Here is a 24841-nt window from a genome sequence, read left to right on the forward strand (position 1 = left end):
TGAGGGATCAGCTGTGATCCTTCATCAGCCTTTGTTTCTGACGTGACCAGTCCCTTTTGGCCTGGGTTTCACGCTTGTCGTGTAGCTTTTTGCCCTTTGCGATGCCGATTTTTAGCTTGGCCCGGCCTTTGTGGTTGAAATACAAAACCAGCGGCACCAGCGTCATACCCTTGCGCTGGGTCGCGTTCCAAAGGTTTGAAAGCTCTTTGCGCGAGACCAGCAGCTTGCGGCGGCGGCGCTCTTCGTGTTTGAATACCTTGGCTTGCTCATATGGCGCGATATAGCTGTTGATCAGCCAAAGCTCTCCGTTATCGACCGTGGCATAGCTCTCAGCTATATTCGACCCGCCCGCACGTAGGGATTTAACCTCGGACCCTTCAAGCACGATGCCGCACTCGATATCCTCTTCGATCGCGTAATCGAAGCGGGCGCGCCGGTTTTCGGCAATCACTTTGTAATTCGGGTCTGTCTTCTGTTTGGCCATGACGCGTTGATTTAGGCGGCTTGAGCCGCCCTTGCAAGCCAAGGATGTCAGGACGTGGCAGCAAACATCAGGTCGGGGCCGAATATCGTGTCGGCATAGTTGTGCAGATAGATCTTCAGCCACGGCGTAAAGCGCTGCGGGTGGCGCTGCACTTCGGCCAGTAGATCGTGGTAATCAATCCAGCGGATATCCATGACTTCGTCTGGGTTCGGCTCGATTTTTAGCGGGCTGCGAACATGGGTCAGAAAGATGTCCACGACCTCGTGTTCGATCATGTTGTTACCAACATCGGCGTGATATTCCAGACGATGGCGGTATTCGGGATACAGGCCGGTGATCCCCAATTCTTCACGCAGGCGACGCACCGCGCATTCCGAGGGCGTTTCACCCCAATCGGGATGAGTACAGCAGGTATTCGCCCAGAGGCCCGGCGTATGATACTTCCCCAAGGCTCTGCGTTGCAGCAGGATCTCGGTCCCGCGAACGGCAAAGACCGACACCGCCTTGTGCCGAAGACCCTTTTCATGCACCTCAAGCTTGTCTACTGGGGTCAATTCGCCGTCAACCCAGGCCGGGATCATAATACCCATCTGTCGTCTCCTGCTGGCGATCCGCCGAGCGGCGGAAAAGGTCGAAACTGGCTGCCGTCGGATCGGCTTGGCTTTGTGGCATCACGCGAAAGCACGATGAACACGATTTGTAAAAGGTGGCGCTGATCGGACAAGTTATCAATCGCACGAAAGGCCGCAGGGGCTGCGGCCTTTTGTAACTTTTCGGTATGTAAGGCCTCAGGCCCTATTCGGCCGACAGGCTTGCGATATAGGCGTAGACGTCTTCGCCGCCAGATTTCAGCTTGAACGACATCTTGGATTTGGCAGCCGTGTCATCCAGATAGGATTTCAGGAACGCCTTGGGATCCTGCGTATATTCCGCGAAAATGGCTTCGTCCCAGACCAGGCCATTCTCACCGGCAGCGACGAGACTGTCACCATATCTGAAGTCTTCCACCGTGCCTGCCGTGCGGCCAGCGATGCCATAAAGGTTGGGGCCAGTCCGTCCGCCTTTGACAATCACGTCGCCATCTGGGGTCGCGATCATGTGGCATGACTTGCATCTGTTAAAAGCTTTCTTTCCAGCCTCGGCATCTCCTTCAGCATAGGCGGGAAGGGCCAACAGACCCACAATTGCGGTGGCAAGGACGCGATTCATAACTTTTTGCTCCGTAGTTTTGGCTGTGCCGACAGGATCGTTGGTTCCGGGTGGAGTCAATGCGCAGATTGCCGCGTGGTGGTAATTCCCAGCGCAACAGTGATGTCACTTGGACTGTTCGTTGCGCAGATTGGACCAGCACGGCAGAAGATCTTTGTCTGATGGAGTCGCCAGATAGACCGCCCGCGCAATGGCCCGCGACAGGCAGAGCGCGGCCGCGTGCCCGATCAACCCAAGTTGGGCTTCGGTGTCCACCGCGCGCGCGCCGGTGCTGACGCCAAACACAAGATCGCCATCGCCCGGCGTGTGCGCAGGCAGAATGGCGCGGGCAATGCCATCATGTGCGGCAACGGCCAATCTCTGACATTGCGGTTTTGAGAGGGCGGCATCCGTGGCCACAATCGCGATGGTGGTGTTACCCTTATCCGATCCAACCAACTGCATAGCCTGCGCCTTAAGGCTGGGAACGGGCAGACCCAGACCCACCTTGGAATCAGACCCTAATCCGCCAAACTCGGCATCGATTTCGAACGGCGCGGCCCAGAAATGTTTGTCCCCCGGCGTGGTCACGCTGCCCATTGGGTTGGCCGCGACAAGGGCACCTACAGTGATACCATTTTCCAACACCAATGAGGCTGATCCCAATCCGCCCTTTTGTCGCGCCGTCAACGCGCCGGTTCCCGCACCTGCCGTACCCAGTGCAAAATCCTGCGCGGCGTTCTCGAATGCTGAGCGCCCCAACACACGATAGGGGTTTTCAGCCCAATCCTTGTTGCCGCCGTTCAGTAGGTCGAACAGGATCGCTCCGGGTACGATCGGGACCTTGGTGTTACCTACCGGATAGCCGCGGCCCTGGGCGCGCAGCGCATCTGACACTCCAGAACAGGCATCCAGCCCGAAAGCCGACCCCCCGGACAGGGCGATTGCATCCACCTGAGCCACCGATTTGTCTGGCGCCAGAAGATCGGTTTCGCGGGTCCCTGGTGCCCCGCCCATAACATGAACCGAAGCGGTCAAACTTTGATCCGACGTCAAAACAGTCGTGCCGGATTTCAACCCGTCATCCTGCGCGTTTCCAACCAGAACGCCGGGGACATCGGTGATCAGATTCCTGGTTCCTGGTTTCATGCGTGGTCCTTAAATGCAGCGTCCACCATCAACCTCCAACGCAGCGCCGGTGATCATGCCAGCCTCGTCCGAGCACAAGAAGCAGGCGGTATTGCCCATGTCCTCGGGTGTGGAAAACCGGCCCAGCGGGATGGTTGACAGGAACTTGGCACGCATCTCTGGCGTGTCTTCGCCCATGAACGATTTCAGCAGCGGCGTTTCCCCGGCCACCGGACAGATCGCGTTCACGCGCACGCCAAAGGGCGCAAGCTCCACCGCCATGGTCTTGGTCGCAGTGACCATCCACCCTTTCGAGGCATTGTACCAGTTCAGGTTTGGGCGCGGCGACAGGCCCGCCGTCGATGCGACGTTCAGAATCGCGCCTGAACCGTTCGCCTTCATTGCGGGCACAAACGCCTGCGCGGTCAGGTAAACCGACTTCATGTTCACGTTGTACACACGGTCGAAATCTTCTGGGCTGACTTCTTCCAGCGGCATCGGCAAATGCGTGACGCCAGCATTGTTGACCAGAATGTCCAAGCGGCCAAATCGCTCTTGTGCGATGTCTGCCATGGCGCGCACCGAAGCCGCATCCGCCACGTCAACCATCTGAGCTATAGCATTTGGCCCGTGTTGCTTTGCCTGAACCTCGGCCGCGTCGCCGTTTATGTCGGCGATCATGACCCGCGCGCCTTCGGACAGGAATTTCTGCACGATCCCGGCCCCAAAGCCTGAAGCGCCGCCTGTCACGATTGCGGTTTTTCCCTCTAACCTCATGGTCTTGCTCTCCCTTGCGGGGCCAGACTAGCAAGGTGCGGTAAAACTACCAGATCAATCTTCTGCCACCTTGCCGCGCAGCGCCTTCACATCCGACCGCGCCTTTTTTGCCGCCAGCCGCCGTTTGACCGATCCGTAAGTGGGTTTGGTTGCGATCCGCCGTTTGGGTTTGACGAGGGCTCGTGTGATCAGCTCAGCCAGCCGGGCGCGGGCAATCTCACGATTTCGGGCTTGCGACCGGGTTTCCTCACACTGAATGATGATCGCGCCATCTTTGGTCCAGCGGCGCCCGGCAAGCCGTTTCAGCCGGTTCTTGACCGGATCCGGCAGCGATGGAGAGCGCGCCGCCTCGAACCGCAGTTCAACCGCCGTTGAGACCTTGTTCACATTCTGCCCGCCGGGACCGGACGAGCGCACAAAGCTCTCGGTCATTTCCCAGTCTTGCAGAGTGATATCGTCGGTGATGCGCAACATTGGCGCGACCTTACAAGGGTCGTGCAGAAACAGAAAGGGCCGCCCCGGTGGGACGGCCCTTCGAAAGTACAGGAGGGTGGGTCGGTTAGATCAATCGACCAGCCGGAGCGAGCGCTCCGCCAAGGGCTGCCTTAACAGGCGATCCCCCCGGTTGTTCCGACACCTCTCTCCAATCCCTTTCTCGACATTGGATCACCTCCTTTCAAACTATTGCGGTTGAGACTGAGCGTGGCACAAGTTGTGCCAATCTCAAAGCATTTTTTTACGCGGGCTGGGCGGTCAGCCGCGCAACGATCACCTTGAACGGGATCAGCGCGATCAGGGCCAGCGACAGCTTAACCAGCCAATCGGCAAAAGCCAGCGTCACCCACAAAGGTGCAATTGGCCCGGTCAGCATGAAGGGCACAGGCTCCCACGCCCAGTTGATTGCAGCGTCCGCATTGGCGCCGAACATGGTGATCGACGCCGAAAACGCGATGGTGAAGAACAGCGCGGTGTCCAGCGCCGATCCGACGAGTGTCGACACCAGCGGCGCGCGCCACCACCGGCCACCGCGCATTGCGTTGAATACGGTTACATCGGTCAGCTGCGCGATCAGAAAGGCGGTCCCCGACGCGACCGCGATCCGCAGCGGTACGGCGGCATAGGTAAAACCATCACCCTGCAACATGATCTGGCTACCGATCAGCGAGCAGATGATACCGGTGATGAACCCGGCAAACACGACCTTGCGGGCCGTTGCCGCGCCGTAGACACGGTTCATGATGTCCGTGACGAGGAAGGCCAGCGGATAGGTGAAAGCACCCCAGGTCAGCAACCCGTCAAGGATCAGGAACTGGACCAGGATGTTTGAGGCCACAACAATCGAGGCCATGGCAATGATGCCGGGAATAAAGCTGCGTTGCATTTTCAGATGCCCGTTTTGACAAGGTGGCGGCGACTTGGCCCCGGGCTCATCCCAAGGCAAGCCGTGCGTTTAGACCCTTGATCGTGACGAGTCAATCGGGCAGCAGGTATTCCACCAGTTCGGTCCGTTGCAGCGCCAGAAAATTGTCATCCGAGATCATCGTGGCCCGCAGCCGCCCCTGATCGTCGCACCAGACGGACAGCCCTTCGAGATTGTCATGTGCGCCAGTGCTTGTTGTGAACAGAGTTTCCTCGGCCTTTGCCACGTCGTCTTCGATCCGCCACCGTCGCAGGCGTGTGCGAAAACCGGTAAGCACAAAACTGCGTTCCAAAACATAAAATCGCCCATCGGGGCCGAAATCGGCTGAAACGGGCAGGAACTTTCCCCGTTGCGGCAGCACGAATGGCGTTGACCATGCCTGACCGTCCCAGCGGTAGACAGGGATATCGCCCTGCTTGGTTCGGTTTTTCTCGGGCAGGGTATAAAGCCACCCGCGATGATCTATCGCCATAGCCTCGAATGAGCCATTCATGTTCAGGTCATCAAATACCTTGGGGCGCGGCAACACCTGCGCCTTGGCATCAGGGTTTGCGTATTGGGCCACGCGGTGCACCGCCTCGAATGAGATGTAATAGCTGCCATTCGGCGTGACGGCGATACCTTCGGAATCCCCCGTGCTACCTGACAGCGGACGGCCCGTACTGGACAAAACCGGCCAGCGTTCGGTGATCTGAATTTGCGCGATCTGATCGCCGTCACGGTGAATCCGGGCGTGAAGCAGTATCGACCGATCACTGAGCGCGATCATGCTCTGACCATTCTCAGAGATATGAATGGCCGAAAACCCTCCAAACCAGTCTGCGCTGTGACGCCAGACAAAGCTGTCTAGCTGGGTGGCCTGCTTGACTTCGGCGGCACCAACTGATCCGGTCAGAAGGAGAGCGGCAATCAGTTGGATTGCAAAACGGCGGCACATTGCTGTGGCAAATCGGCCAGTACATACTCCCGGCGTTTCTTGGGGGGTGGTGCGTTTGGATCGGGTGGCGGTGGATTGAGGATGTTGTTCACCCATTTGCGTGCATCCTCACATCCATCCCCCTTGGGCGGGGGGTCCTGATTGACACATCCGCGCGAGCCTCGGGGACATTTCAGCCGAACGTGGAAATGATAATGATGTCCCCACCAAGGGCGAATTTTTCGCAGATAGGCGCGATTGCCCTTCTCATCGTTGCACATTTGGACCTTGGCACCGGGAAAGACGAAAATTCGGGCTACGCGTTTGTCCTTGGCAGCTTCGCGCAGTACGGCGTGATGCTGCTTGGTCCAGTTGCCATTCACATAGGCTCCGTTGGCCCGGCGCAGCGAGATGGACGAGATATTTTCGCGCGCCTTGCGGCCCAGACGCATATTGTCACCGGGCAGCATCCAGATATCGATATCCAGACCCAGTTGATGCGAACGATGGCCCGACGTCATCGGCCCGCCCCTAGGTTGGCTGATATCCCCTATATAGAGACCATTCCAACCCGGTTGCTTTGCCGCAAACCGGCTGAGGTCCTGCACGTAGTCAATCGCGTCCGGATGACCCCAATTGCGATTGCGCGACAGGCGCATGGCCTGCCATGTCGGCCCAGTTTCGGGCAACTGCACCGACCCGGCGGCACAGCCGCGCGAATAACTGCCGAACGCGGCAGGTTTTTGCTGTGAACTTTCCTTCTGAGCCCCGAACAACTGCTTGGCCAGGCGCTCTGCCTCGACCGTGCCTGCAAATGTTATCGTGGCGACTATCGCCAAAAAGCGTAATAAAATCATCTGCTCTGATCCCCTTCCGGTTTCACCCAGCGCATTAGGAACAGACCTAGAATAAACAACAGAATGATTGGTGACACCCCCAGTCGGGCGCTGCCGGTTACAGTTGTGGCAATACCGATCAAAAGTGGCGCAGCAAAAGCAGTTGCGCGGCCCGATAAGCCGTAGAGGCCAAAGCTTTCAACCGGGGCTGCGGGATCGGTATGCCGCACCATCAGGGATCGGCTGGATGATTGCAGGATTCCGCCCATACCGCCAATCAGAACGCCGCAGGCGAAAAACAGCAGATCGGGAAGACCCGATCCATCAGGCAAAGCGATGCCGAAGACCTGTGTCCGGTCCATCGAAACGATGGTCGCACAGACCAGGATCAGCACCCATATCGCCACCACAATGACTGGCTTTGGTCCATATTTCTTATCCAGTTTTCCACCAATCCAGGAAAAGGCCGCGGCGGCCAGAACGCTTACGATGCCGAACACACCAATCTTGATCAGGTCCCACTCCAACACCAGCCGCGCATAGACGCCGCCAAAACTGTACAGCCCGTTCAGCGCGTCGCGATAAAACATAGACGAGCCCAGATATGTTGCCAGGCTGATCCGGTGGCGCAGGTTTGAAACGGATTTGCCCAATAGGTGCAGCGCCGCGCCAAGACTGCCGGTTCTGGCACCGTTTGGATCGTCGCGCACCCATAGGAAATAGGGCACCATGAACAGAACGAACCATCCGGCCGTAAAGGGACCTACAAACCGTGTCCCTTCTTGCTGGTCGGCGTCCAGTCCAAACAATGGGTCCAGCCCGATCAGTGTTTTTCCGTTGGGCTGTTCAACAAACAACGCCAGCATGATCGCAAGCGAAATGAGCCCGCCGAAATAGCCGAATGCAAAGCCCGAGCCAGAAATCTCTCCAACCTCTTTGTCATCACCCAGATCGGGTAATTGTGAGTTGATGAAGATCAGCGCATATTCCGCGCCCACAAAGCCCAGCCCAAAGGCAGACAGCATGAGCCACATGTTCGAGCCGTCCGGTGTTGTATACCAAAGCGCTGCTGACCCCACCACATACATGACCGAAAAGGCGAATATCCACGGGATACGCCGCCCGGAAACATCCGCCATCGCGCCCAGCAAGGGTGCACCAAAGGCGATGATCAGCCCCGTGATGGTTAGGCAGTTGGCCCAGATCGTCTGCGCCCGTGCCGCTGCGGCCTCTGCATCCAGACCGGCGCCCGAGAAGTACCCCGCCGCAACGCCGGCGAAGTAAGGACCAAAGACAAAGGTGACCAGTAGGCTGTGATAGGGTTGGCTGGCCCAATCAAAGAACCACCAGCCCCAAATGCGCTTGCGCTGCGAAATCTCTGCCATGACCGCCCCTGTTTTATTGAGGTTATAAGAGGGGGCTTTGGCCCTTTTCGCAAGCGTTCTGTTGGCGCGGGCTTGCTCTTTGCTGCGGGTGCGCTTAGGTCTCAGCAGATGTGAAAACGGAGGCCCCATGCTGTCGCTGATCCAAATTCTGCTGCTGATCCTGGACATTGTCTGGTTCATCATCCTGGCCCATGTGATTATGAGCTGGTTGATCAACTTTCAGGTTCTCAATCTGCATCAACAGCTGGTCGCGCAAATCTGGTACGGTCTGAACCGCATATTAGAGCCGATTTATGCCCCGATCCGGCGGATTCTGCCCAATATGGGTGGGCTGGACCTGACGCCACTGGTGGTCCTAATCGGGGTCTATGCGGCGCGGATCATCCTGATCAACAATATGGGCTATTTCGTCTGAACCCTTGTTCGACGAATCTTTGTGTGTGATTGTCCTGTTTTAAGAGCAGTCAAACCATAAAACAGGGCAACCCCGCACATGTTCGACTCCGCGCCTTTGCTGCGAGATGTCTTTGGATTCGATGACTTCCGCCCCGGTCAGGAAGAAATCGTCGATGCGGTAACCGCTGGTGAAAACGTATTGGCGATCATGCCAACGGGGGGCGGTAAATCCCTTTGCTTTCAACTGCCTGCCCTGCTGCGTGACGGGGTGACTGTGGTGATCTCTCCGCTGATTGCCCTGATGCGCGATCAGGTGCGTGGGTTGCAGGAAGCCGGGGTTGAGGCCGGTGCGCTCACGTCCGGCAACACCCCCGAAGAAACGGATGCGGTGTGGGAGGCGCTTGAGGCCGGGCGGCTGAAATTGCTCTACATGGCGCCTGAACGGTTGGCCGCCGGGTCGGCACTGGGGATGCTGCGTCGGATCAACGTCAGCCTGATTGCCGTGGATGAAGCCCACTGCGTCAGCCAGTGGGGTCATGACTTCCGCCCTGACTATCTGCGGATCGGCGAGCTGCGCCGTGCTTTGGGCGTGCCGTTGGCTGCTTTTACCGCCACGGCGGATGCGGAAACGCAAGACGAGATTGTTGAAAAACTCTTTGACGGCACCGCGCCGCGCAAATTCCTGCGCGGGTTTGACAGGCCCAATATCCATCTGGCCTTTGCCGCCAAGGACGGGCCACGCAAGCAGATCCTGGATTTCGCCGCTGCCCGCAAAGGCCAATCGGGCATCGTCTATTGCGGCACTCGAAACAAGACCGAGGTTCTGGCCCAAGCCCTGCGCGCCGAAGGCCACGTGGCCTGCCATTACCATGGCGGTATGGAAGCTGAAGACCGCCGGATCGTCGAAACGCGTTTTGCGCGCGAAGACGGTCTGATCGTCGTCGCAACCGTGGCCTTTGGTATGGGGATCGACAAACCCGATATCCGCTGGGTTGCCCATGCGGACCTGCCCAAATCCATCGAGGCCTATTATCAGGAAATCGGACGCGCTGGGCGTGATGGCAGCCCTGCCGAGACGCTGACACTGTTTGGCCCTGATGACATCCGTCTGCGTCGGTCGCAAATCGACGAAGGGCTGGCCCCGCCCGAGCGACGCATGGCTGACCACGCGCGGCTGAATACCTTGCTGGGATTGGCCGAAGCTCTGGTCTGCCGCCGTCAGGCTTTGCTGGGTTACTTCGGCGAACAGACCGAGCCCTGCGGAAAATGCGATCTGTGCGACAACCCACCCGAAGTGTTCGATGGCACCACTCCCGTCCGCATGGCGCTGTCCGCGATTTTGCGTACGGAAGAATGGTTTGGTGCGGGACATCTGATCGATATCCTGCAGGGTGTTGAAACCGACAAGATTCGCGCACGGCGTCACGACGCTCTGACCACGTATGGCGTCGGCAAAGATTGGTCGCGCCCGCAATGGCAGGCGATCTTCCGGCAGATGATGGGTCACGATCTGGTCCGCCCTGATCCCGAACGCCACGGCGCGCTGCGCATGACCGAGGCTGCAAAACCGATCCTGAAGGGTGAGGCTACGATCAATCTGCGAAAGGATACGCTGCGCAAGGCTGTCCGACGTCCTGCTGTCAAAATGATGGTGTCCGAGGAAGACGCGCCCTTGCTGAGCGCCTTGAAGGCTAAGCGCCGCGCACTGGCGGAATCGGCACGTGTTCCGGCCTATGTCATCTTCCCCGATCGGACGCTGATTGAAATGGCTGAAAAGCGTCCCGCGACGCTGGATGATATGGCACGCATCAGCGGCGTTGGTGCGAAAAAGCTTGAGCGGTACGGTGATACCTTCCTTGAGGTTCTGACCGGCACGGTCGAAGAGGTGCATCCCGCGCGGCGCAAACTGGCCGGACGCGACCAGGGCGCGATCTATGACCAGCTATTGGAAGTTCAGACGCAATTGTCGCGCGGGCCGGATGGTGTTGACAAGCCATTGACATGCTCGGCCTCGCAATTGGCGAAGGTTGCGCAATTGCGCCCCGACGATCCGCGCGGGTTGGCGCAAGTTCTGGGTGACCGTCGTCACGAAAGGTTTGGTGCCGCCTTTCTGGACGTGTTGCGTCAGGCGGGCTAGATACCCGACAACAGGCAAGGAAAGAGGGCGGATATGCTGGTAGTGATTTCTCCGGCCAAGCGGCTGGACTGGGCAGAGCGGGATGTTGAGGTCACGCAACCCGACTTTCAGGACGATGCGATCCGGCTGGCGAAAACCGCCCGCAATCTGACTTTGGGCGATCTAAAAAAACTCATGGATCTCAGCGATGATCTGGCGCGTCTGAACCGGGACAGGTACCGCGAATTTGAACTTACACCAGGCGCTGATCAGACCCGTCCCGCGGCGTTGGCTTTTGCGGGTGATACCTATCAAGGGCTCGAAGCGGCCTCGTTGGACGCTGACGAAATGGCCTGGGCTCAGGATCACCTTCGAATTCTGTCTGGTCTCTACGGTGTGCTGCGTCCGCTGGACGCCATTCAGGCTTATCGTTTGGAAATGGGTAGCAAGCTGAAAACCCGGCGCGGCAAAAACCTTTACGAGTATTGGCGGGACCAACTCAGCAAGGCGCTGAACGCGCAGGCGCAACAGATCGAGTCCAAGGTTCTGATCAACTGCGCCAGCCAGGAGTATTTCGGTGCAGTAGACCCTAAGGCGCTAAAATTGCGGGTCATCACACCTGTTTTCATGGAAGACAAAGCCGGTACGCCCAAAATCGTCAGCTTTTTTGCAAAGAAAGCACGCGGTGCCATGGCGCGATACATCATTCAGCACCGCCTGACCGATCCCAAGGCACTGCTGGATTTTGACACTGGCGGATATGAGTATCGCCCCGACCTGTCGGAAGAGGACAAGCCCGTCTTTCTGCGCCCCTATCAGGCTTGATTCAGGATCGACGGGTCATAAGCGACCAGCTCGACCGTATTGCCTTCGGGGTCTTCGGTGAAAATGCCGCGCCATCCGATCCAGTCAAACTGTTCAACGCGGTATGGTTGGCCCAGCTTTTCATACCACCTCATGACGGCTTCTTGCTCAGTGAAGGGTAGTGAAAGGGCGATATGGTGCAGAGATGATCCAGCCCCGGTTTCAGGCCTTTCGGCACCGGTTGGATGCAACCCGGGCCGAGGGGCTGCCGTATGATGAAACAGCGCCAACACCTGTGTGTGCCCACCGAAACCTTCGGCAATGCGAAAGAAGGTAATAGCGCTGTTATGATCTCCGGTCAGGCGTTTCAACCCGACCACGGTCTCATAGAACTCGACCATTGCGCCCATATCCGCGCAGCGAATAGCAATCTCTCCTAATGCTCGCGGGTGAAATCCACGTTCTGACATAGGATCAGCCTAGGGTTACAGTGCAGCGTTTTCCATCGTTCTTTGTCGGTCCCGGGTTGGAAAATGGCACTGGGGCTTGAACCTGTTGGGCAACGCAAAAGATCACAGCATCGCAGGACAAAGACCAGCCTTGTTTGTATGAAAATCAGCTGCCGCTCCACGAGAAATACAAGGTTCTGTGACCGTCCACCCGCAGCTCGCGTGGTGTCGGTTTGGTCGGGGTAGTGCCCTGCGCTAGTCATCCACCAAGGTTCCGGCAAGGATGGGTGCCGCCCCTTCCGGCTTATAATCCAGGATCATCTTGTGGATTTTCCGTTTTTGCAGCGGCTTGGTCAGGTAGTGATCCAGGCCGGCGGATAAAATGTTCTTGTCGTCACCGGCCACTGCATGCGCGGTGAGGGCTACGATGGGTACGTGACGCCCTGCAATTACCTCGCGGCGGCGGATTTCGGTCGTAGCTTGCTTTCCATCCATTTTGGGCATCGAGATATCCATAAAAATCAAGTCCGGATCGAAATCACGGTGCTTTTCCAACACCTCAATTCCATTGGCTGCGAATTGTAGATCAATGTTCAGATCCTTCACCATTTTTTGCAGGATGAGTTGATTGGTCCGGTTGTCCTCGGCGGCCAGCACACGCATGCGCGGCAGATGCCTGCCGGGTTCAGCGTACGGTGTTTCCGACAACGCCTTGGGTGCCGAGGTCGAACGCCCAAGCGCGCTCAGGCAGGAGTAGAGTTCGGCCCGGGGAATAGGTTTTTGCAGAACACCTTCCAGAAGATGTCGGTCAGCGCTTGCGTGGATCAGGCCGGGATTGGTTGTCACCACCACCACGGGCAGATTGTCCCAACCTCGGTTCCTCAGTTCAGCGGCAAGTTCCAAACTGTCCATATCCGGTAGATCATGATCGCACAGCAGCAAGTCGACGCTGTTATCTATCGCGGCCAGCGCTTCGGTACCGGTTGAGCAAACCGTGACACGAGAGCCCAACCGCCCCAGTTGCTTTGAAAGAATGGCGCGACTGACGGCCATATCCTCGACCACAATCACATGGCGCAGTTGGTCTGACAGATTGGGCGGTGCGGGCTGCGGGCCTTCGGCAGTCGGCAGCGACACCCGAAAGCCAAAGCAAGAGCCATGCCCAGGTTCACTTTCAACCCAGACCGACCCTCCCATCAGTTTGATCAGGCGCTCCGTAATTGCCAATCCCAATCCGGTGCCTTCAAAGGGGCGGTTTTGCTTGTCTTCGACCTGACTGAATTCCTCGAAGATATGCTCAATCTTTTCGGCTTCTATCCCGATACCCGTATCCTCGATCGTAACATGGATATCGCATTGATCAGACTTGGCATTGGGCACCCCGGTGACCCGGATCAGCACGTGCCCGTTGGACGTGAACTTGACGGCGTTGCCAACCAGATTGGTAAGCACTTGCCGCACACGCCCCGGATCGCCCACGAATAAAGTCGGTAGAAACAGATCGTAGTCAACCAACAGGCACAGCCCCTTGTCGCGTACGCTGGGCTGCATAAGCATCGTAACTTCAAGAATGCAACGTTCGAAATCGAACTGCTCGGCGTGTAGGACCAGCTTGTCAGCCTCGATCTTCGAGTAATCAAGCACGTCGTTGATGATCACAAGCAAAGCCTCGCCGGAATTGCGGATTGTGTTCAGATACAACCGCTGTTCGTCATCTAAGGGCGTTTCCGACAAAAGCTCGGCCATCCCGACAATGCCATTCATCGGGGTCCTGATCTCATGGCTCATATTGGCAAGAAAGGCGGATTTGGCGCGGTTGGCGGCTTCGGCGCGTTCTCGCGCGGCCTCAAGCGCGGCCTCATGCTTTACCGAAGCGGTTATGTTCAGGCCTAGGCTGACCACTTCGCCGCCAATGCCGCGATGGGCAATCACCTTAAAATACTCACCATTCCAAAACTTGATTACAACCGAGTCGGGTTGAGGCTGCGCCCAACGCTCTATCATTCTGTTTTGCCAATCCTTTGGGGATTCCGCACCAATGTCGATCAGCTTTTCTTCCGTCAGGATCTCAAGGATACGCTGGTAAGTTGTACCCGGTCCCACCTCTGGCAGCCCGTCGAACACGCCAAGATAGGTCGCATTAGCAGCGATCAGGCGGCTTTGGTTGTCAAAGAATGCGAATCCGTCCCGAATGGTTTGCATCGAATGCCAAAGGCGGCGTTCGGCCACTTCGATTTTTGCGTTGGCCAGCGTCAGATCGGATTTGACCTTTTCGTTTTCATCGCGAACCGTCTCTACCTCCGCTTCGGTTTCGCCGATGCGTTTGCTCAGGGCCAAGGCGTGCAGGCTGAGCTCATGATTGGCGGCAGACAGCTCGGCCTGTTTCATTTGCAACAGCCGCTCGGCGGCCAGCCGTGCGCGGCGTTCGTGTGCCAGTTTGGTTGCAAGACTCATCTTTTCGGGTTCCGGATAGCGTGCGCCAAGCATCCGTAGAGGAGGTAAAAATCTGTTTAAGCCGTTGCTGTCGCTTTGGAGTCCGTGCCACAATTTCCGAAAAGCGGAGGTGAGCCATGCAACCTGTGTCGTATATCTGTTTACTCTGTGCCGCTGTTATTGGGTCCCAAGTGGCGGCTGAATGTGCTTCGGACGCGCAAATCGAACGATATGTGCAGGACTATGTGACCAATACGCCCACTGCGGCCCTCTCGGTGAATGACAGCATGGAAGATGCGCACTGTACGCAAGCCAAGATAGTCGCTGCTTTAGAGCCGCATATGGGTCCGGTCATCGGCTATAAGGCGGGCTTGACCAGCAAACCCGCGCAAGAGCGCTTCGGCGCCGCTGAACCCATTCAAGGCGTCTTGTTCCGCGATATGATGCTGGACGACGGGGCGACAGTACCAACCGCATGGGGCGCACGTCCGGTTTTCGAAGCTGACTTGGTTCTGGTTGTTGCCGACGCGGGGATCAATCAAGCCACAACACCGCAAGAGGTCATCGCGCATGTTGCGGCCATCCGCCCCTTTATCGAACTGCCCGACCTGACATTGGCCGAGGGTGAGCCGATCACGCCTTTCACTCTGACGGCCATCGGTGTCGCGCCAAAACTGGGTGTGTTGGGCTCTGAAATCCTTGTCACAGACGCTGAGGCAATGACAAAAGCCCTGGCGGATATGACTGTCACGCTCAGTGCGGCTGATGGTGAGGTTTTGGCCCAAGCGCCGGGTACGGCAGTGCTGGGGCACCCCGCAAATGCCGCCCTGTGGCTGATGTCGAAAGGGATTGTGTTTGAGCCCGGAGACCTGATCTCGGTCGGGTCCTTCGGGCCGCTTGTACCGCCGGCAAAAGGCAAGGGCGGGGCGTCCGCCACATATACGGGTGTGCCGGGTAATCCCACTGTCAGTGTCACGTTCGAGTAGTTAACGCCGCCCTTCGCGCAGCCAGCCGCCCAACAAAAAGCCACCGGCCAGCAGCAGCACCAGCCAAGGCGGCAACAGACCAGCCTGAGTCACATCACGTGTCTCATAAGCATCGCGCGGGGTCAGGCCGATCCAGCCACGCCCGGCAGCCGGACGTCCGGCGCGGACATTGCGGATCGAGGGCAATCCCTCTTCCAGCCGAACTGCGCCACCGCGCATCTGAGTCAATACAGGGTCCAGAACCTCGGCGGTGGCAATGGTGCGCTCAAACTCTTTTGGTGCCGCCGGGCCCAACCCGATGACCGCCATCTGCTCGCCTTCCTGCAGCCGATAAAGCCCGATCTCTGGCCCGAAATACGTCGCTTCGAACCGGCCGGGCGATACCTCGTTTAGGGTGATTTCGAGTGTCTCTCCGTTCGGGCGGGTGATCGTTACCGGACCAACCTCATCCTCTAGCGTTTGGCGGATGATGCGCATGACCTGCCCATTGGCCTCGGCCCAAAGGGCTTCCTCTTCCAATTCAGGCTCTTTCATCATCCAATGGGCCAGACGGCGCAGCAGTTCCAACTGCGGTCCGCCCCCTTCAAAGCCTCGGCTCCACAGCCAGGCGTGGTCCGATGCCAGCAGCGCAACCCGTCCTTCCCCCACACGGTCAAGCACCAGTAAAGGGCGTTCGTCCACGCCGGTCATTAAAAGCTCACCGCTGCGATGGCTCACATCGATCTGACGCAGCCACGCGCCCCAATCCTCGGAATCGCCAAGATCGGTTGTCACCGGATGGCGATGACCCAGATCGGTGACCATAGGCACAAAGCGTTCTTCAATCACCCGTGCCGTGGGCTGCGCTGGCAGGATTGGTGCCAGAGGCGACCGAAAAATGCTGTCTGCGCTGGCAAAGTCCGGTCCCGCAGCAATCAGAACCGCCCCGCCGTCGTTGATGTAGTTGGTCACGTTGTCCAGATAGATCGCAGGCAGGATGCCGCGCCGCTTGTAGCGGTCAAAGATGATCAGGTCGAAATCGTTGATCTTCTCCAGAAACAACTCACGTGTCGGAAAAGCGATCAGAGACAGTTCATCGACCGGTACCCCGTCTTGTTTTTCGGGCGGGCGCAAAATGGTGAAATGCACTAAATCAACCGAGCTGTCAGATTTCAACAGGTTGCGCCATGTCCGCCCGCCCGGATGCGGCTCGCCCGAAACCAGCAGCACGCGCAGCCTGTCACGTACACCGTTCATCTGGATCAGCGCAGTGTTGTTGCGGTCGGTCAGTTCGCCGTCGGCCTGCGGTACCGTGAACTGGATCACGTTTCGCCCGCCATGGGGCAGCGTGATCGGCAGTTCGACATCAATTCCGATGGGAATATTCAGCCGCTCTGGCTCAGCCCCGTCAACCGAGACTTCAAGCGGTGCGGTCGTCTCACCGGCGGGTGCCGCCCCGCTGTCCTCGATCCGCAGGGTCAGCGTGACCGGCTCGTCTATGATAGCGAACGCGGGGGCGTTTCGGACGATCAGGCGGCGATCCCAGTCATTGTCACGCCCAGTCTGTAGCAGATGCATCGGGGCGGGAAGGTCGGGGGCCTGATCGACGTCATGGACGATCCCGTCTGAAACGACAAGAATGCCGGCAATGCGCGCACGCGGCTCTTCGGCCAGTGCAGTGTTCAGCGCGGTCATGACCTGCGTGCCTTCGTCGCCGTCCCCGTCGCCGAGTGTGATCCGTCGCAGTTCGGTATTATCGCGGGATTCAATTTCGGCGGCCAGCTCCTCGGCCGCTCGTGCTGTCTGATCAGCCCGGTCCGACAGGGTCTGGCTGGCGCTTTCGTCTTCGATCATAAGGACGATATCGGTCAGCGGCGCGCGGTCTTCGACCTGATAGACAGGCCCCGCCAGCGCTGCGATCACGACGAGGGCCGCCAAACCACGCAATGCCCAGCCCGACAGGCCGCGCCACAGGGCCAAGACAACTCCGGCCACCGCAACAGTGGCGACAATCGCCAGAACGGGCCATGGGATGAGAGGATCAAAGATGACGGTTCCGGTCATTGTCCCAACCTGTCAAGCAAAGCAGGCACATGGACCTGATCGGATTTGTAATTCCCGGTGAGTACATGCATCACCAGATTGACGCCGAACCGATTGGCAAGCTCACGCTGACGTTCCCCGGCGTAGCCACGCCCGACAGGCAACATCGCCTGCCCGTTTCGATCCACCGCCCAAGCCGACGCCCAGTCATTGCCGCCGATCACAACCGGAGTCACGTTGTCATTGAGATTGCGGAATGGCATGCCTTCGATCTGTTCCGCGTCCAGCGGCGCGGCCTCGACCCAGACTTCGGTGCCGGCATATCGGCCCGGAAAGTCCTGAAGCAGATAGAAGGCGCGGGTCAGCACGTGATCACGTGGAACAGGCTCTAACGCAGGGATATTCAACGGCGCGGCCAGTTGTTGCAGCTTGCGCCCATTGGGGCTTGAGGCGCCAAACTGCGCCACATCCGCGTCGCGCGTATCGAACAGGATCATGCCGCCCGACCGCAAAAAAGCGTTGAGCTTGGCGTAGGCCTCGGCAGACGGTTGCGGCTGATCCGGCGTGATCGGCCAGTAAAGCAGCGGGAAAAACGCAAGTTCGTCACGCTCAATGTCCACGCCGATGGGGTCTACCGGCTCGACGGATGTGCGAAAAAACAACGTCTGAGCCAATCCACGCATGCCAGCCCCGGCCACCTCGTCCACCTGCGCGTTGCCGGTCAGTACATGGGCCAATACCAGCTCTTGCGTGGCGGTCAGAGCGAAGTCGGTTTCTTCCGCAGTTTGTGCCTGTGCTTCGGGAACCAACAGCATCGCACCCAGTGCCACGGCTGCGGCTTTGGCAACGCCAAGGCGGCCGGACAAGGCGAGTGAGGCGATTACATCAATCGTCAGCAGCAGCAACGCAAGGCTGAGCAGAATTCCCCCGATGGGCGTTTCCGTGTTCACCTCTTGCCCCTTGATTGGCACATCCGAGGGCCAAGCTGCAGGTGTCAGGACTGCATCTTCGGACAGGACATTCAATGCCAGCTTTTGCTTGCCGCTTTCATAAAGCCCGGGCTGCAAGTCTGGACCAATCGTGCCCGAGATCAGACCGACCCCATCAACACCGGCAAGGTTCCCCGCGTCGGACAAGGTTCCAAAGCCATCCATGACTTGTATCGGTTCCCACGTGGTGCCTTGCAACTGCGTATCTTGCCGGGATTTCGCAGCCGATGCCACGGCCAGACGATCCAACATCTCAACAAACAATCCTGAAAGCGGCAGGCTGGACCACTCTGCATCCGCTGTGACATGGAACAGGACCACCTGCCCCAAACCCAACGCCTTGCGTGTTACCAGCGGCGTTCCATCGGACAGGGACGCAATCACGCGATCCGCCAGATTAGGGTCTGGTTGTGCCATGACCTGAGTGCTGATCGTAACGTCGCCGGGAATACGCAAACCAAAGAATGGGGAGTTCTCGGGGAAGGGGGCCAGACCCTTGGCCTCGCCCCAACTCATCGCGCCGCCGACCGAGCGGCCCCCGCTGCGCAACCGTACGGGCAACAGCGTATCTTCGGCGTCGCGGCCCAAATCACTGGCGGCCATGCGCGGACCGGCAAACCTTAGCAGCAGCCCACCCTGTTCGACCCATTCAACAAGCGCGCTCTGCTCACCCTCAGACAATTTTGCCACATCCGCCAGTACGATCACGTCCGGGTTTGCAGGCAACACGTCCAGCAAGCCACCGTCGACGAAATCTGCCGTGGGGCTTAGAACCTGCGTCAGGTAATGCAGTGGTGACAACAGCTCCAACCCTTCGCGGTTCAGCGTCCCGGCAATCAGAGCAACTTCGCGTCTGCGCAAACTGTCATCGGTCAGGGTCACTGCACCGGCTGATCGTTGGCCCTGAATTTCGAACCGGGTAATCCGGGCGCGCAGTTCTGACGGAAGCGCCAAATCCACCTGAGCTTGCGTGTCCTGACCCAAGAACTCGATCTCGGCCCTTTGCAAAATACGTTGTGCGCCTGCGGGATCTCGGCCCTGTGCTACTATGGTGATGCGGTCCACCGGTCCCGGTTCGTCGCGCTGGGCGGTCAGTTGGATGACACCATCCTGATAGGCAGCGGGTAAGAGTGCAAGGACAGGCGCCGCGGCCTGATACACCGACACGTCACCGCGGGATTGCAAGGCTGCCAAAACCCTGTCATGGCCGTTATACGTCAGGCGGTCGCTGAACCAACGGGTTTCAAATCCACCTTCCACCTGATCCAACGCGGCCAAGGCTTGATCTATCTGAATTTCCGTGGGTTGCCACGGTTTGGGGGCCAGACCCGGCAGGCGTCCGCGCCAGGCTTCAGCGGCCTGGAAAATCGGCGGCTCAGGCTCTGTCAGGCTCAGGATGGCAACCGTCCGGCCTGCACGTCCGGCTTCGGTCAGTTGCGCGTCGATCTGGTCCAGCGTCGAAGGCCACCCGGTCGCCCCTGCCCAACTGGCATCCAGCACCAACAGCAAGGGCCCCGACCCGGAAACATCCCGTGACGGGTTAAGGACCGGTCCGGCCAGACCGATGATAATCGCCGCCGCAGCCAGCATCCGCAGTAAAAGCAACCACCACGGTGTGCGATCGGAAACACTTTCATCGTCTTTCAGGCCCAACAACAACGTCACCGCAGGAAACAGACGGCGTATTGGTGCGGGCGGCACGGCACGCAGGATGAGCCAAAGGATCGGCAGGGTCAGCAAACCCAGCAGCACCCAAGGCGCGGTAAAACCGATGCCCGCCAGTACAGTCATCGCGTTCCCCCATCCAACGCACGGTAAAGCCACAACAGGGCTGCTTGTGCGCTATCCCCGGTGTGATGCAAACCCAGTTGCCATCCCGTGGCGCGGCATAGCTGTGTCAGCGCGTCCTTGCGTTTCGCAAGCCGTTCCAGATACCGCTCTCGCAGCTCGCCAGCTTTGAGCGTTTCGTGCCGGACCGAGCCACCGACGCTTTCGAAAATCGTCCGTCCGCGATAGGGAAACGTCTCTTCGCCCGGATCAAGTACCTGCAGCAGGACACCGCGCACCCCGCGGTCGGCGGCTTTGGTCAAAGCCAGCTCAACTTCGTCCATTGGGCCGAGGAAATCGGAAATGAACACTGCACGGGCATGAGGTATCATGGCACGATGCTCGGGTGGCGCGTAGTCTGTCTCAAGGTCTTGTGACAAGGCTTCAGCCAGCCGGATAATCTGCGCATTACCGCGCCGTGGCGGCAGGGTGGTGCCGGTCAGACCAACGCGTTCACCTCCGCGAACCAAAAGAATGGCAGTTGCCAGACCCAAAAGGCGCGCGCGATCAGCCTTTGAGACAAGGTTCTTGTCAGATGCGAACCGCATCGAAGCGCCTTGATCCACCCAAAGCATTACCGATTGCGCGATCTGCCATTCACGTTCGCGTACGAATTGCTGGTCACCACGGGCTGATCGCCGATGGTCAATCATTCGGCGGCTATCGCCAATCTGCGCGGGCCTGTATTGCCAGAAATCATCACCCAGACCCGATCGCCTGCGCCCGTGATCCCCCAGCAGAACGGTTCCTGCCAGATGTTCGGCACGCGCCAATAGTGGCGGCAGCCGGGACGCCTCGGCCTCGGATCTTTCGCGAAGGGTCAGTGCCGCATTCACGCCGCTGCCTCGGTACGGATCAGGCTGGCGGCAGTTGTTTCGATCAGATCGGTCAAGCTGTCACCGCGTGCGCGTGCCGCGAAGTTCAGCGCCATCCGGTGGCTGAGAACAGGGCGGGCCATGTCCAGCACGTCGTCAGCGTTCGGTGCCAGCCGTCCTTGCAGCATCGCCCGGGCGCGCACTGTCATCATCAGCGCCTGCGCCGCGCGCGGGCCGGGACCCCAGGCAACCGTTTCCGTCACGCGTTCCGAGGCGTCTGCCTCTTCGGGACGGAATGCGCGGACCAGATCAAGGATCAATTCCACAACCGACTCTCCGACCGGCATACGGCGCAACAACACCTGTGCGGCCAGCAATTCCTCTTTGGTAAATATTTCATGGGCCGCGTCTTCTTCGACGCCCGTCGTGGCCAGCAGGATGTCCCGTTCGGTCTGACGGTCCGGGTATTCCACGTCAATCTGCACCAGAAAGCGGTCCAATTGCGCCTCGGGTAGGGGGTATGTGCCTTCCTGTTCAATCGGGTTCTGCGTTGCCAGCACGTGAAATGGCTCACCTAGCGAGCGATCCTCACCCGCGACCGTCACGGTGCGCTCTTGCATGGCCTGCAACAGGGCTGACTGGGTGCGCGGGCTGGCGCGGTTGATTTCGTCCGCCATCAGCAACTGACAGAAGATCGGGCCGGAAATGAACCGAAAGTGGCGCGAGCCATCGTCGGCGGTGTCCAGAACCTCGGACCCCAGAATATCGGCTGGCATCAGGTCAGGCGTGAACTGGATACGGTTGCCGTGCAGGCCCATCACCGTCGACAGCGTTTCGACCAATCTTGTTTTGCCCAGCCCCGGCAGACCGATCAGCAAAGCATGCCCGCCGCACAAAAGCGCGGTCAGGGTCAGGTCCACGACCCTTTCCTGTCCAATAAAGCGACGGGTGATCGAGGACTTTGCCTCTTGCAGCTTGGATTCCAGCGCTTCGATCTCGGACACGAGGTCGGCAGGTTCGGTCATGACTTTCCCTTCCGTGGGCTATTATGCTTTGAAGTGTATCGCGCTTAGAGGAAATGGCAAAAGTAATGAGCGGACAAAAACCTGTGACACCTTCTCCTGACGGTCTGGCAGCATCGGTAAAAGCAGCCAAAACCAGGGGTTTGCCCCCTGTTCACCTTTGGAATCCTCCGTTTTGCGGCGATCTGGACATCCGGATCGCAAAAAATGGTACATGGAGTTATTTAGGTTCGCCCATCAACCGGTTCGAGCTTGTGAGGCTTTTTTCCTCAATTCTTAAGAAAGAAGATGGGAAATATTTCCTGGTGACTCCGGTCGAAAAGGTGGGAATCACCGTGGAAGACGCGCCATTTGTCGCCGTGGATTTCGACGCCGCAGGCGAGGGGGACGCGCAAAACCTGACCTTTATCACCCAGGTCGGTGACACGGCGGTGGCCGGCCCGGATCATCCGATCCGCATTGTCATTGACCCCGAAACGGATGAGCCGTCGCCGTATGTGCTGGTTCGCGCAAATCTTGAGGCGCGGATCGATCGCAAGAGTTTCTACCGCCTTATCGACATTGCCGTTCATCGCGATGAATGGTTCGGCGTGTGGTCCGGTGGTCAGTTCTTCCCGCTGATCCGGTCGGATGATCTGCCTGACTAAGCCGGGCGGGTCACACGACGATCCTGCGCAAGCACAACGGCCAGCGCAACGATACCGGCACCCAAGGCACGGGTGCTGTTCCACTCTTCTCCCATCATCATCATGATCACCATCACGTAAAACGGTGCGATATTGATATGAAACGAGGACAAGGCCACTCCCAGCTTGCCTATGGACGCGATGAACAAGACCTGGCTGAGACCCATCGAGATCAGCGCGTAGATGACCAGCATTCCCAACTGTTGGGCATCAACGGGCTTGGAGGGCAAGACGTCCATCCCAAATTGCGCCGCGCTGAATACCAAGAGCGACGCCATAACCAGCCCGCCAACGAAGGTGATCGTTGTGCGGCCCGTCTGGCTGAGTTCCGGAAAGTCCCGCGCGGTCGCCATGCTGGCCCAACAGAACAGACCCGTGGACATGATGGCGAGGGCCGCGCCAAGACCTAACTGTGCCGGAGCCATCGCGCTTGTTGCGATCAAGCCGCCGACAATTGACACCAGTACGCCTAGCGCGAAGTTCCAGCGCAGCCGTCGCGTGCCGGACGCAAGCTCTAACAAGGTTGCAATCAACGGTGCGCACGAGGCGATGATCGCCACCGTAACCGGATCGGTTAGTTTCTGCGCCACGATGATCAGGAACATGCCCGTTCCCAACCCGACCCCGCCAACACCCATCGCACGCATCCAGCGGGCACGCATCACCCTGCTCGGCCCGTCGATCAACAGCCAGATCGGAACCATGATCGCCACCGCCAGAGCCAGCCTCGCTGCGAACAAAGCCACCGGAGGCCATGTTTGCAGCAATACCTCAGCAGCAGGAAATCCAGCCGCCCAAGTCAGCATGGATGCAACCGCCAAACCGTTGCCGGACAAAGCGGAATTTCGACCCGCAGCCATAGAAAGATTGGTCCCGCGCGCGGGGTCAGGGCTCATCGCCATAGGAGTCAGACCTCATGTTGGCACGGCAACCTGAAATGGTTCGCCGCATTGGCCCAAAGGGTCACTGATTCGCAGCACGCGATCTGGCTGATTTTCGACAATCTGTCGTTTTTGACCCCCTTCCCCTGCAATCAGCCTGTGAGTATGGTCCGGGCGACAGCCGCCCGAGACCCCTCATGCCCAAATTCGCCGCCAATCTCTCTCTGCTCTATACAGAGTTGCCCTATCTTGAGCGCTTTCAGGCCGCCGCCGAAGCCGGGTTCAAAGCGGTTGAGGTTCTGTTTCCCTACGAATTGGCGGCAAAAGAAACCCGCCGCGCGTTACTGGCCAACGGGCTAGAGCTGGTTCTGATTAATGCGCCGCCGCCAAATTATACCGGTGCCGAGCCTGGCTATGCCGCTATCCCCGGTGCCGAAGCGCGGTTTCAGTCCGATATCCGGCGCGTTTTGCGCTATGCCGATGTTCTGCAGCCAAAGCTGATCCATATCATGTCAGGCTACGCAACCGGACCCGAGGCGCAGGATTGTTTTGTACGCAATCTGCAATGGGCTGCTGATTTTGCACCAACACAACAGTTCACGATTGAACCCCTCAATCCGATCTCACAACCCGGTTATTTTCTGAGTGACTATGAACTGGCCGCGCAGGTGCTGGACCGCGTGAGCCGCCCGAATGTCAGCCTGCAATATGACAGCTTTCACGCACATATGATCCACGGCGATGCGCAGGCGATCTGGGATCGCTTTTGCCCCCGGATCGTGCACGCCCAAATCGGCGCCGCCCCTAACCGCAGTGAACCGCGGTCCGGGGAAACGAACTTCGAACGTCTTTTCCGGGCGATTGACGCCGCAGGCTATTCCGGGTGGGTTAGCGCGGAATATACACCGTCAACAAAGCGCACATCCGACAGTCTTGGATGGATGCAGATGTAGGTCTGGCATTTTTATAGAAAATGCATCACATCGTAGAGGCTTCGACCAATAGGACGCCCGTGATGATCCCTGCCCAATATTCCCGTGCCGTGTTCAGCCTGATCATGTCTGGCCTAATGTCCCTTATCGTGACAGGTATCGCGACCGTGAAGGCAATCGGGTTCGGCCCAAGCACATTTGGCAACTGGATGGCATCGTGGAGTTTCTGCTGGCCGATTGCCTTTACCGTCATCCTTCTGTTCGGACCTATGGTGCAACGGGTGGTCAATCGGCTGGTCAGGCCGCAGGACTGACCCGCGGCGAAGAAGGCCCGCTGGGCCCGATGAGC

24 protein-coding genes are annotated in these 24841 nt (G+C 58.6%); 7 read left to right on the forward strand and 17 right to left on the reverse strand.

Annotated elements, in window-relative coordinates; translation table 11 throughout:
* Positions 1-7 precede the first annotated feature (7 nt).
* The 10 genes from smpB to AVO44_RS11030 form a co-directional block, all read right to left on the reverse strand.
* Positions 8-484, reverse strand: a complete 477-nt coding sequence (gene smpB, locus AVO44_RS10985) for an SsrA-binding protein SmpB (protein ID WP_068336745.1) — start codon at positions 482-484, stop codon at positions 8-10.
* A 47-nt stretch (positions 485-531) separates the two neighbouring features.
* Complete coding sequence (gene idi, locus AVO44_RS10990; RefSeq protein ID WP_068336747.1) at positions 532-1074, reverse strand: isopentenyl-diphosphate Delta-isomerase; 543 nt, start codon at positions 1072-1074, stop codon at positions 532-534.
* 205 nt (positions 1075-1279) lie between these two features.
* On the reverse strand, positions 1280-1693 hold the full coding sequence (locus AVO44_RS10995) for a c-type cytochrome (protein ID WP_068336754.1): 414 nt from the start codon (positions 1691-1693) through the stop codon (positions 1280-1282).
* 105 nt (positions 1694-1798) lie between these two features.
* Entirely contained in the window at positions 1799-2821 is a 1023-nt protein-coding gene (locus tag AVO44_RS11000) for a P1 family peptidase (RefSeq protein WP_068336756.1), read from the reverse strand.
* 9 nt (positions 2822-2830) lie between these two features.
* The gene (locus AVO44_RS11005; RefSeq protein WP_068336758.1) at positions 2831-3577 is read right to left on the reverse strand and encodes an SDR family oxidoreductase; all 747 of its coding nucleotides are present in this window, start codon (positions 3575-3577) and stop codon (positions 2831-2833) included.
* A 54-nt stretch (positions 3578-3631) separates the two neighbouring features.
* Positions 3632-4051 (reverse strand): alternative ribosome rescue aminoacyl-tRNA hydrolase ArfB, encoded by a 420-nt coding sequence (arfB, locus tag AVO44_RS11010; protein WP_068336759.1) that lies wholly within the window; start codon positions 4049-4051, stop codon positions 3632-3634.
* A gap of 262 nt (positions 4052-4313) precedes the next feature.
* Positions 4314-4958, reverse strand: a complete 645-nt coding sequence (locus AVO44_RS11015; protein ID WP_068336762.1) for a queuosine precursor transporter — start codon at positions 4956-4958, stop codon at positions 4314-4316.
* Positions 4959-5049: 91 nt separating this feature from the next.
* On the reverse strand, positions 5050-5934 hold the full coding sequence (locus AVO44_RS11020) for an esterase-like activity of phytase family protein (RefSeq protein WP_068336766.1): 885 nt from the start codon (positions 5932-5934) through the stop codon (positions 5050-5052).
* Positions 5907-6770: a penicillin-insensitive murein endopeptidase gene (gene mepA, locus AVO44_RS11025; RefSeq protein WP_068336769.1), complete on the reverse strand. Its 864-nt coding sequence runs from the start codon at positions 6768-6770 to the stop codon at positions 5907-5909. The genes AVO44_RS11020 and mepA overlap by 28 nt, the downstream gene beginning before the upstream one ends.
* On the reverse strand, positions 6767-8134 hold the full coding sequence (locus AVO44_RS11030; protein WP_068337319.1) for an MFS transporter: 1368 nt from the start codon (positions 8132-8134) through the stop codon (positions 6767-6769). The genes mepA and AVO44_RS11030 overlap by 4 nt, the downstream gene beginning before the upstream one ends.
* Before the next feature lie 127 nt (positions 8135-8261).
* Here AVO44_RS11030 and AVO44_RS11035 point away from each other — a divergent pair, with 127 nt between their 5' ends.
* From AVO44_RS11035 to yaaA, 3 genes are all read left to right on the forward strand, one after another.
* Positions 8262-8549 carry a YggT family protein gene (locus tag AVO44_RS11035; protein ID WP_068336772.1) on the forward strand — a complete coding sequence of 96 codons (288 nt, stop codon included), beginning with the start codon at positions 8262-8264 and terminating at the stop codon, positions 8547-8549.
* A gap of 78 nt (positions 8550-8627) precedes the next feature.
* Complete coding sequence (recQ, locus tag AVO44_RS11040; RefSeq protein WP_068336775.1) at positions 8628-10667, forward strand: DNA helicase RecQ; 2040 nt, start codon at positions 8628-8630, stop codon at positions 10665-10667.
* 33 nt (positions 10668-10700) lie between these two features.
* Positions 10701-11471, forward strand: coding sequence for a peroxide stress protein YaaA (gene yaaA / locus AVO44_RS11045; RefSeq protein WP_068336778.1), 771 nt, complete (start codon positions 10701-10703; stop codon positions 11469-11471).
* On the opposite strand, the gene AVO44_RS11050 is transcribed toward yaaA, so the two are convergent.
* On the reverse strand, positions 11462-11920 hold the full coding sequence (locus tag AVO44_RS11050; protein ID WP_068336781.1) for a VOC family protein: 459 nt from the start codon (positions 11918-11920) through the stop codon (positions 11462-11464). The two genes, yaaA and AVO44_RS11050, sit on opposite strands and share 10 nt — an antisense overlap.
* 234 nt (positions 11921-12154) lie before the next feature.
* Positions 12155-14353 carry a response regulator gene (locus AVO44_RS11055; protein WP_068337321.1) on the reverse strand — a complete coding sequence of 733 codons (2199 nt, stop codon included), beginning with the start codon at positions 14351-14353 and terminating at the stop codon, positions 12155-12157.
* Positions 14354-14469: 116 nt separating this feature from the next.
* Between AVO44_RS11055 and AVO44_RS11060 the strand changes: the two genes are divergently transcribed.
* Positions 14470-15318, forward strand: a complete 849-nt coding sequence (locus tag AVO44_RS11060) for a 2-keto-4-pentenoate hydratase (RefSeq protein ID WP_068336783.1) — start codon at positions 14470-14472, stop codon at positions 15316-15318.
* Here AVO44_RS11060 and AVO44_RS11065 read toward each other — a convergent pair whose 3' ends face one another.
* The 4 genes from AVO44_RS11065 to AVO44_RS11080 are packed head-to-tail and all read right to left on the reverse strand — an operon-like array spanning position 15319 to position 21996.
* The gene (locus AVO44_RS11065; protein ID WP_068336785.1) at positions 15319-17361 is read right to left on the reverse strand and encodes a hypothetical protein; all 2043 of its coding nucleotides are present in this window, start codon (positions 17359-17361) and stop codon (positions 15319-15321) included.
* Positions 17358-20120: a DUF4159 domain-containing protein gene (locus AVO44_RS11070; protein WP_068336788.1), complete on the reverse strand. Its 2763-nt coding sequence runs from the start codon at positions 20118-20120 to the stop codon at positions 17358-17360. Before AVO44_RS11070 ends, AVO44_RS11065 begins: the two co-directional genes overlap by 4 nt.
* Entirely contained in the window at positions 20117-20992 is an 876-nt protein-coding gene (locus AVO44_RS11075) for a DUF58 domain-containing protein (protein ID WP_068336791.1), read from the reverse strand. Before AVO44_RS11075 ends, AVO44_RS11070 begins: the two co-directional genes overlap by 4 nt.
* Positions 20989-21996: an AAA family ATPase gene (locus tag AVO44_RS11080; protein ID WP_068336792.1), complete on the reverse strand. Its 1008-nt coding sequence runs from the start codon at positions 21994-21996 to the stop codon at positions 20989-20991. The genes AVO44_RS11075 and AVO44_RS11080 overlap by 4 nt, the downstream gene beginning before the upstream one ends.
* A gap of 65 nt (positions 21997-22061) precedes the next feature.
* Between AVO44_RS11080 and AVO44_RS11085 the strand changes: the two genes are divergently transcribed.
* Complete coding sequence (locus AVO44_RS11085; RefSeq protein WP_068336793.1) at positions 22062-22640, forward strand: DUF1285 domain-containing protein; 579 nt, start codon at positions 22062-22064, stop codon at positions 22638-22640.
* On the opposite strand, the gene AVO44_RS11090 is transcribed toward AVO44_RS11085, so the two are convergent.
* The gene (locus tag AVO44_RS11090; protein ID WP_233421970.1) at positions 22637-23575 is read right to left on the reverse strand and encodes a DMT family transporter; all 939 of its coding nucleotides are present in this window, start codon (positions 23573-23575) and stop codon (positions 22637-22639) included. The genes AVO44_RS11085 and AVO44_RS11090 overlap by 4 nt on opposite strands.
* Positions 23576-23757: 182 nt before the next feature.
* Between AVO44_RS11090 and AVO44_RS11095 the strand changes: the two genes are divergently transcribed.
* Both AVO44_RS11095 and AVO44_RS20690 read left to right on the forward strand, forming a co-directional pair.
* Complete coding sequence (locus tag AVO44_RS11095; RefSeq protein WP_068336794.1) at positions 23758-24513, forward strand: hydroxypyruvate isomerase family protein; 756 nt, start codon at positions 23758-23760, stop codon at positions 24511-24513.
* A 62-nt stretch (positions 24514-24575) separates the two neighbouring features.
* Positions 24576-24806: a DUF2798 domain-containing protein gene (locus AVO44_RS20690; RefSeq protein WP_082677486.1), complete on the forward strand. Its 231-nt coding sequence runs from the start codon at positions 24576-24578 to the stop codon at positions 24804-24806.
* The last annotated feature ends 35 nt before the right edge of the window (positions 24807-24841 follow it).

The sequence above is a fragment of the Ruegeria profundi genome (genome assembly GCF_001507545.1).
Classification (GTDB): Bacteria; Pseudomonadota; Alphaproteobacteria; order Rhodobacterales; family Rhodobacteraceae; genus Ruegeria; species Ruegeria profundi.

Bases quoted from the DNA above. Each gene is read 5' to 3' on its own strand.
- smpB (WP_068336745.1), bottom strand. From the start codon at position 484: ATGGCCAAACAGAAGACAGACCCGAATTACAAAGTGATTGCCGAAAAC.
- idi (WP_068336747.1), bottom strand. From the start codon at position 1,074: ATGGGTATTATGATCCCGGCCTGGGTTGACGGCGAATTGACCCCAGTA.
- AVO44_RS10995 (WP_068336754.1), bottom strand. From the start codon at position 1,693: ATGAATCGCGTCCTTGCCACCGCAATTGTGGGTCTGTTGGCCCTTCCC.
- AVO44_RS11000 (WP_068336756.1), bottom strand. From the start codon at position 2,821: ATGAAACCAGGAACCAGGAATCTGATCACCGATGTCCCCGGCGTTCTG.
- AVO44_RS11005 (WP_068336758.1), bottom strand. From the start codon at position 3,577: ATGAGGTTAGAGGGAAAAACCGCAATCGTGACAGGCGGCGCTTCAGGC.
- arfB (WP_068336759.1), bottom strand. From the start codon at position 4,051: ATGTTGCGCATCACCGACGATATCACTCTGCAAGACTGGGAAATGACC.
- AVO44_RS11015 (WP_068336762.1), bottom strand. From the start codon at position 4,958: ATGCAACGCAGCTTTATTCCCGGCATCATTGCCATGGCCTCGATTGTT.
- AVO44_RS11020 (WP_068336766.1), bottom strand. From the start codon at position 5,934: ATGTGCCGCCGTTTTGCAATCCAACTGATTGCCGCTCTCCTTCTGACC.
- mepA (WP_068336769.1), bottom strand. From the start codon at position 6,770: ATGATTTTATTACGCTTTTTGGCGATAGTCGCCACGATAACATTTGCA.
- AVO44_RS11030 (WP_068337319.1), bottom strand. From the start codon at position 8,134: ATGGCAGAGATTTCGCAGCGCAAGCGCATTTGGGGCTGGTGGTTCTTT.
- AVO44_RS11035 (WP_068336772.1), top strand. From the start codon at position 8,262: ATGCTGTCGCTGATCCAAATTCTGCTGCTGATCCTGGACATTGTCTGG.
- recQ (WP_068336775.1), top strand. From the start codon at position 8,628: ATGTTCGACTCCGCGCCTTTGCTGCGAGATGTCTTTGGATTCGATGAC.
- yaaA (WP_068336778.1), top strand. From the start codon at position 10,701: ATGCTGGTAGTGATTTCTCCGGCCAAGCGGCTGGACTGGGCAGAGCGG.
- AVO44_RS11050 (WP_068336781.1), bottom strand. From the start codon at position 11,920: ATGTCAGAACGTGGATTTCACCCGCGAGCATTAGGAGAGATTGCTATT.
- AVO44_RS11055 (WP_068337321.1), bottom strand. From the start codon at position 14,353: ATGAGTCTTGCAACCAAACTGGCACACGAACGCCGCGCACGGCTGGCC.
- AVO44_RS11060 (WP_068336783.1), top strand. From the start codon at position 14,470: ATGCAACCTGTGTCGTATATCTGTTTACTCTGTGCCGCTGTTATTGGG.
- AVO44_RS11065 (WP_068336785.1), bottom strand. From the start codon at position 17,361: ATGACCGGAACCGTCATCTTTGATCCTCTCATCCCATGGCCCGTTCTG.
- AVO44_RS11070 (WP_068336788.1), bottom strand. From the start codon at position 20,120: ATGACTGTACTGGCGGGCATCGGTTTTACCGCGCCTTGGGTGCTGCTG.
- AVO44_RS11080 (WP_068336792.1), bottom strand. From the start codon at position 21,996: ATGACCGAACCTGCCGACCTCGTGTCCGAGATCGAAGCGCTGGAATCC.
- AVO44_RS11085 (WP_068336793.1), top strand. From the start codon at position 22,062: ATGAGCGGACAAAAACCTGTGACACCTTCTCCTGACGGTCTGGCAGCA.
- AVO44_RS11090 (WP_233421970.1), bottom strand. From the start codon at position 23,575: ATGAGCCCTGACCCCGCGCGCGGGACCAATCTTTCTATGGCTGCGGGT.
- AVO44_RS11095 (WP_068336794.1), top strand. From the start codon at position 23,758: ATGCCCAAATTCGCCGCCAATCTCTCTCTGCTCTATACAGAGTTGCCC.
- AVO44_RS20690 (WP_082677486.1), top strand. From the start codon at position 24,576: ATGATCCCTGCCCAATATTCCCGTGCCGTGTTCAGCCTGATCATGTCT.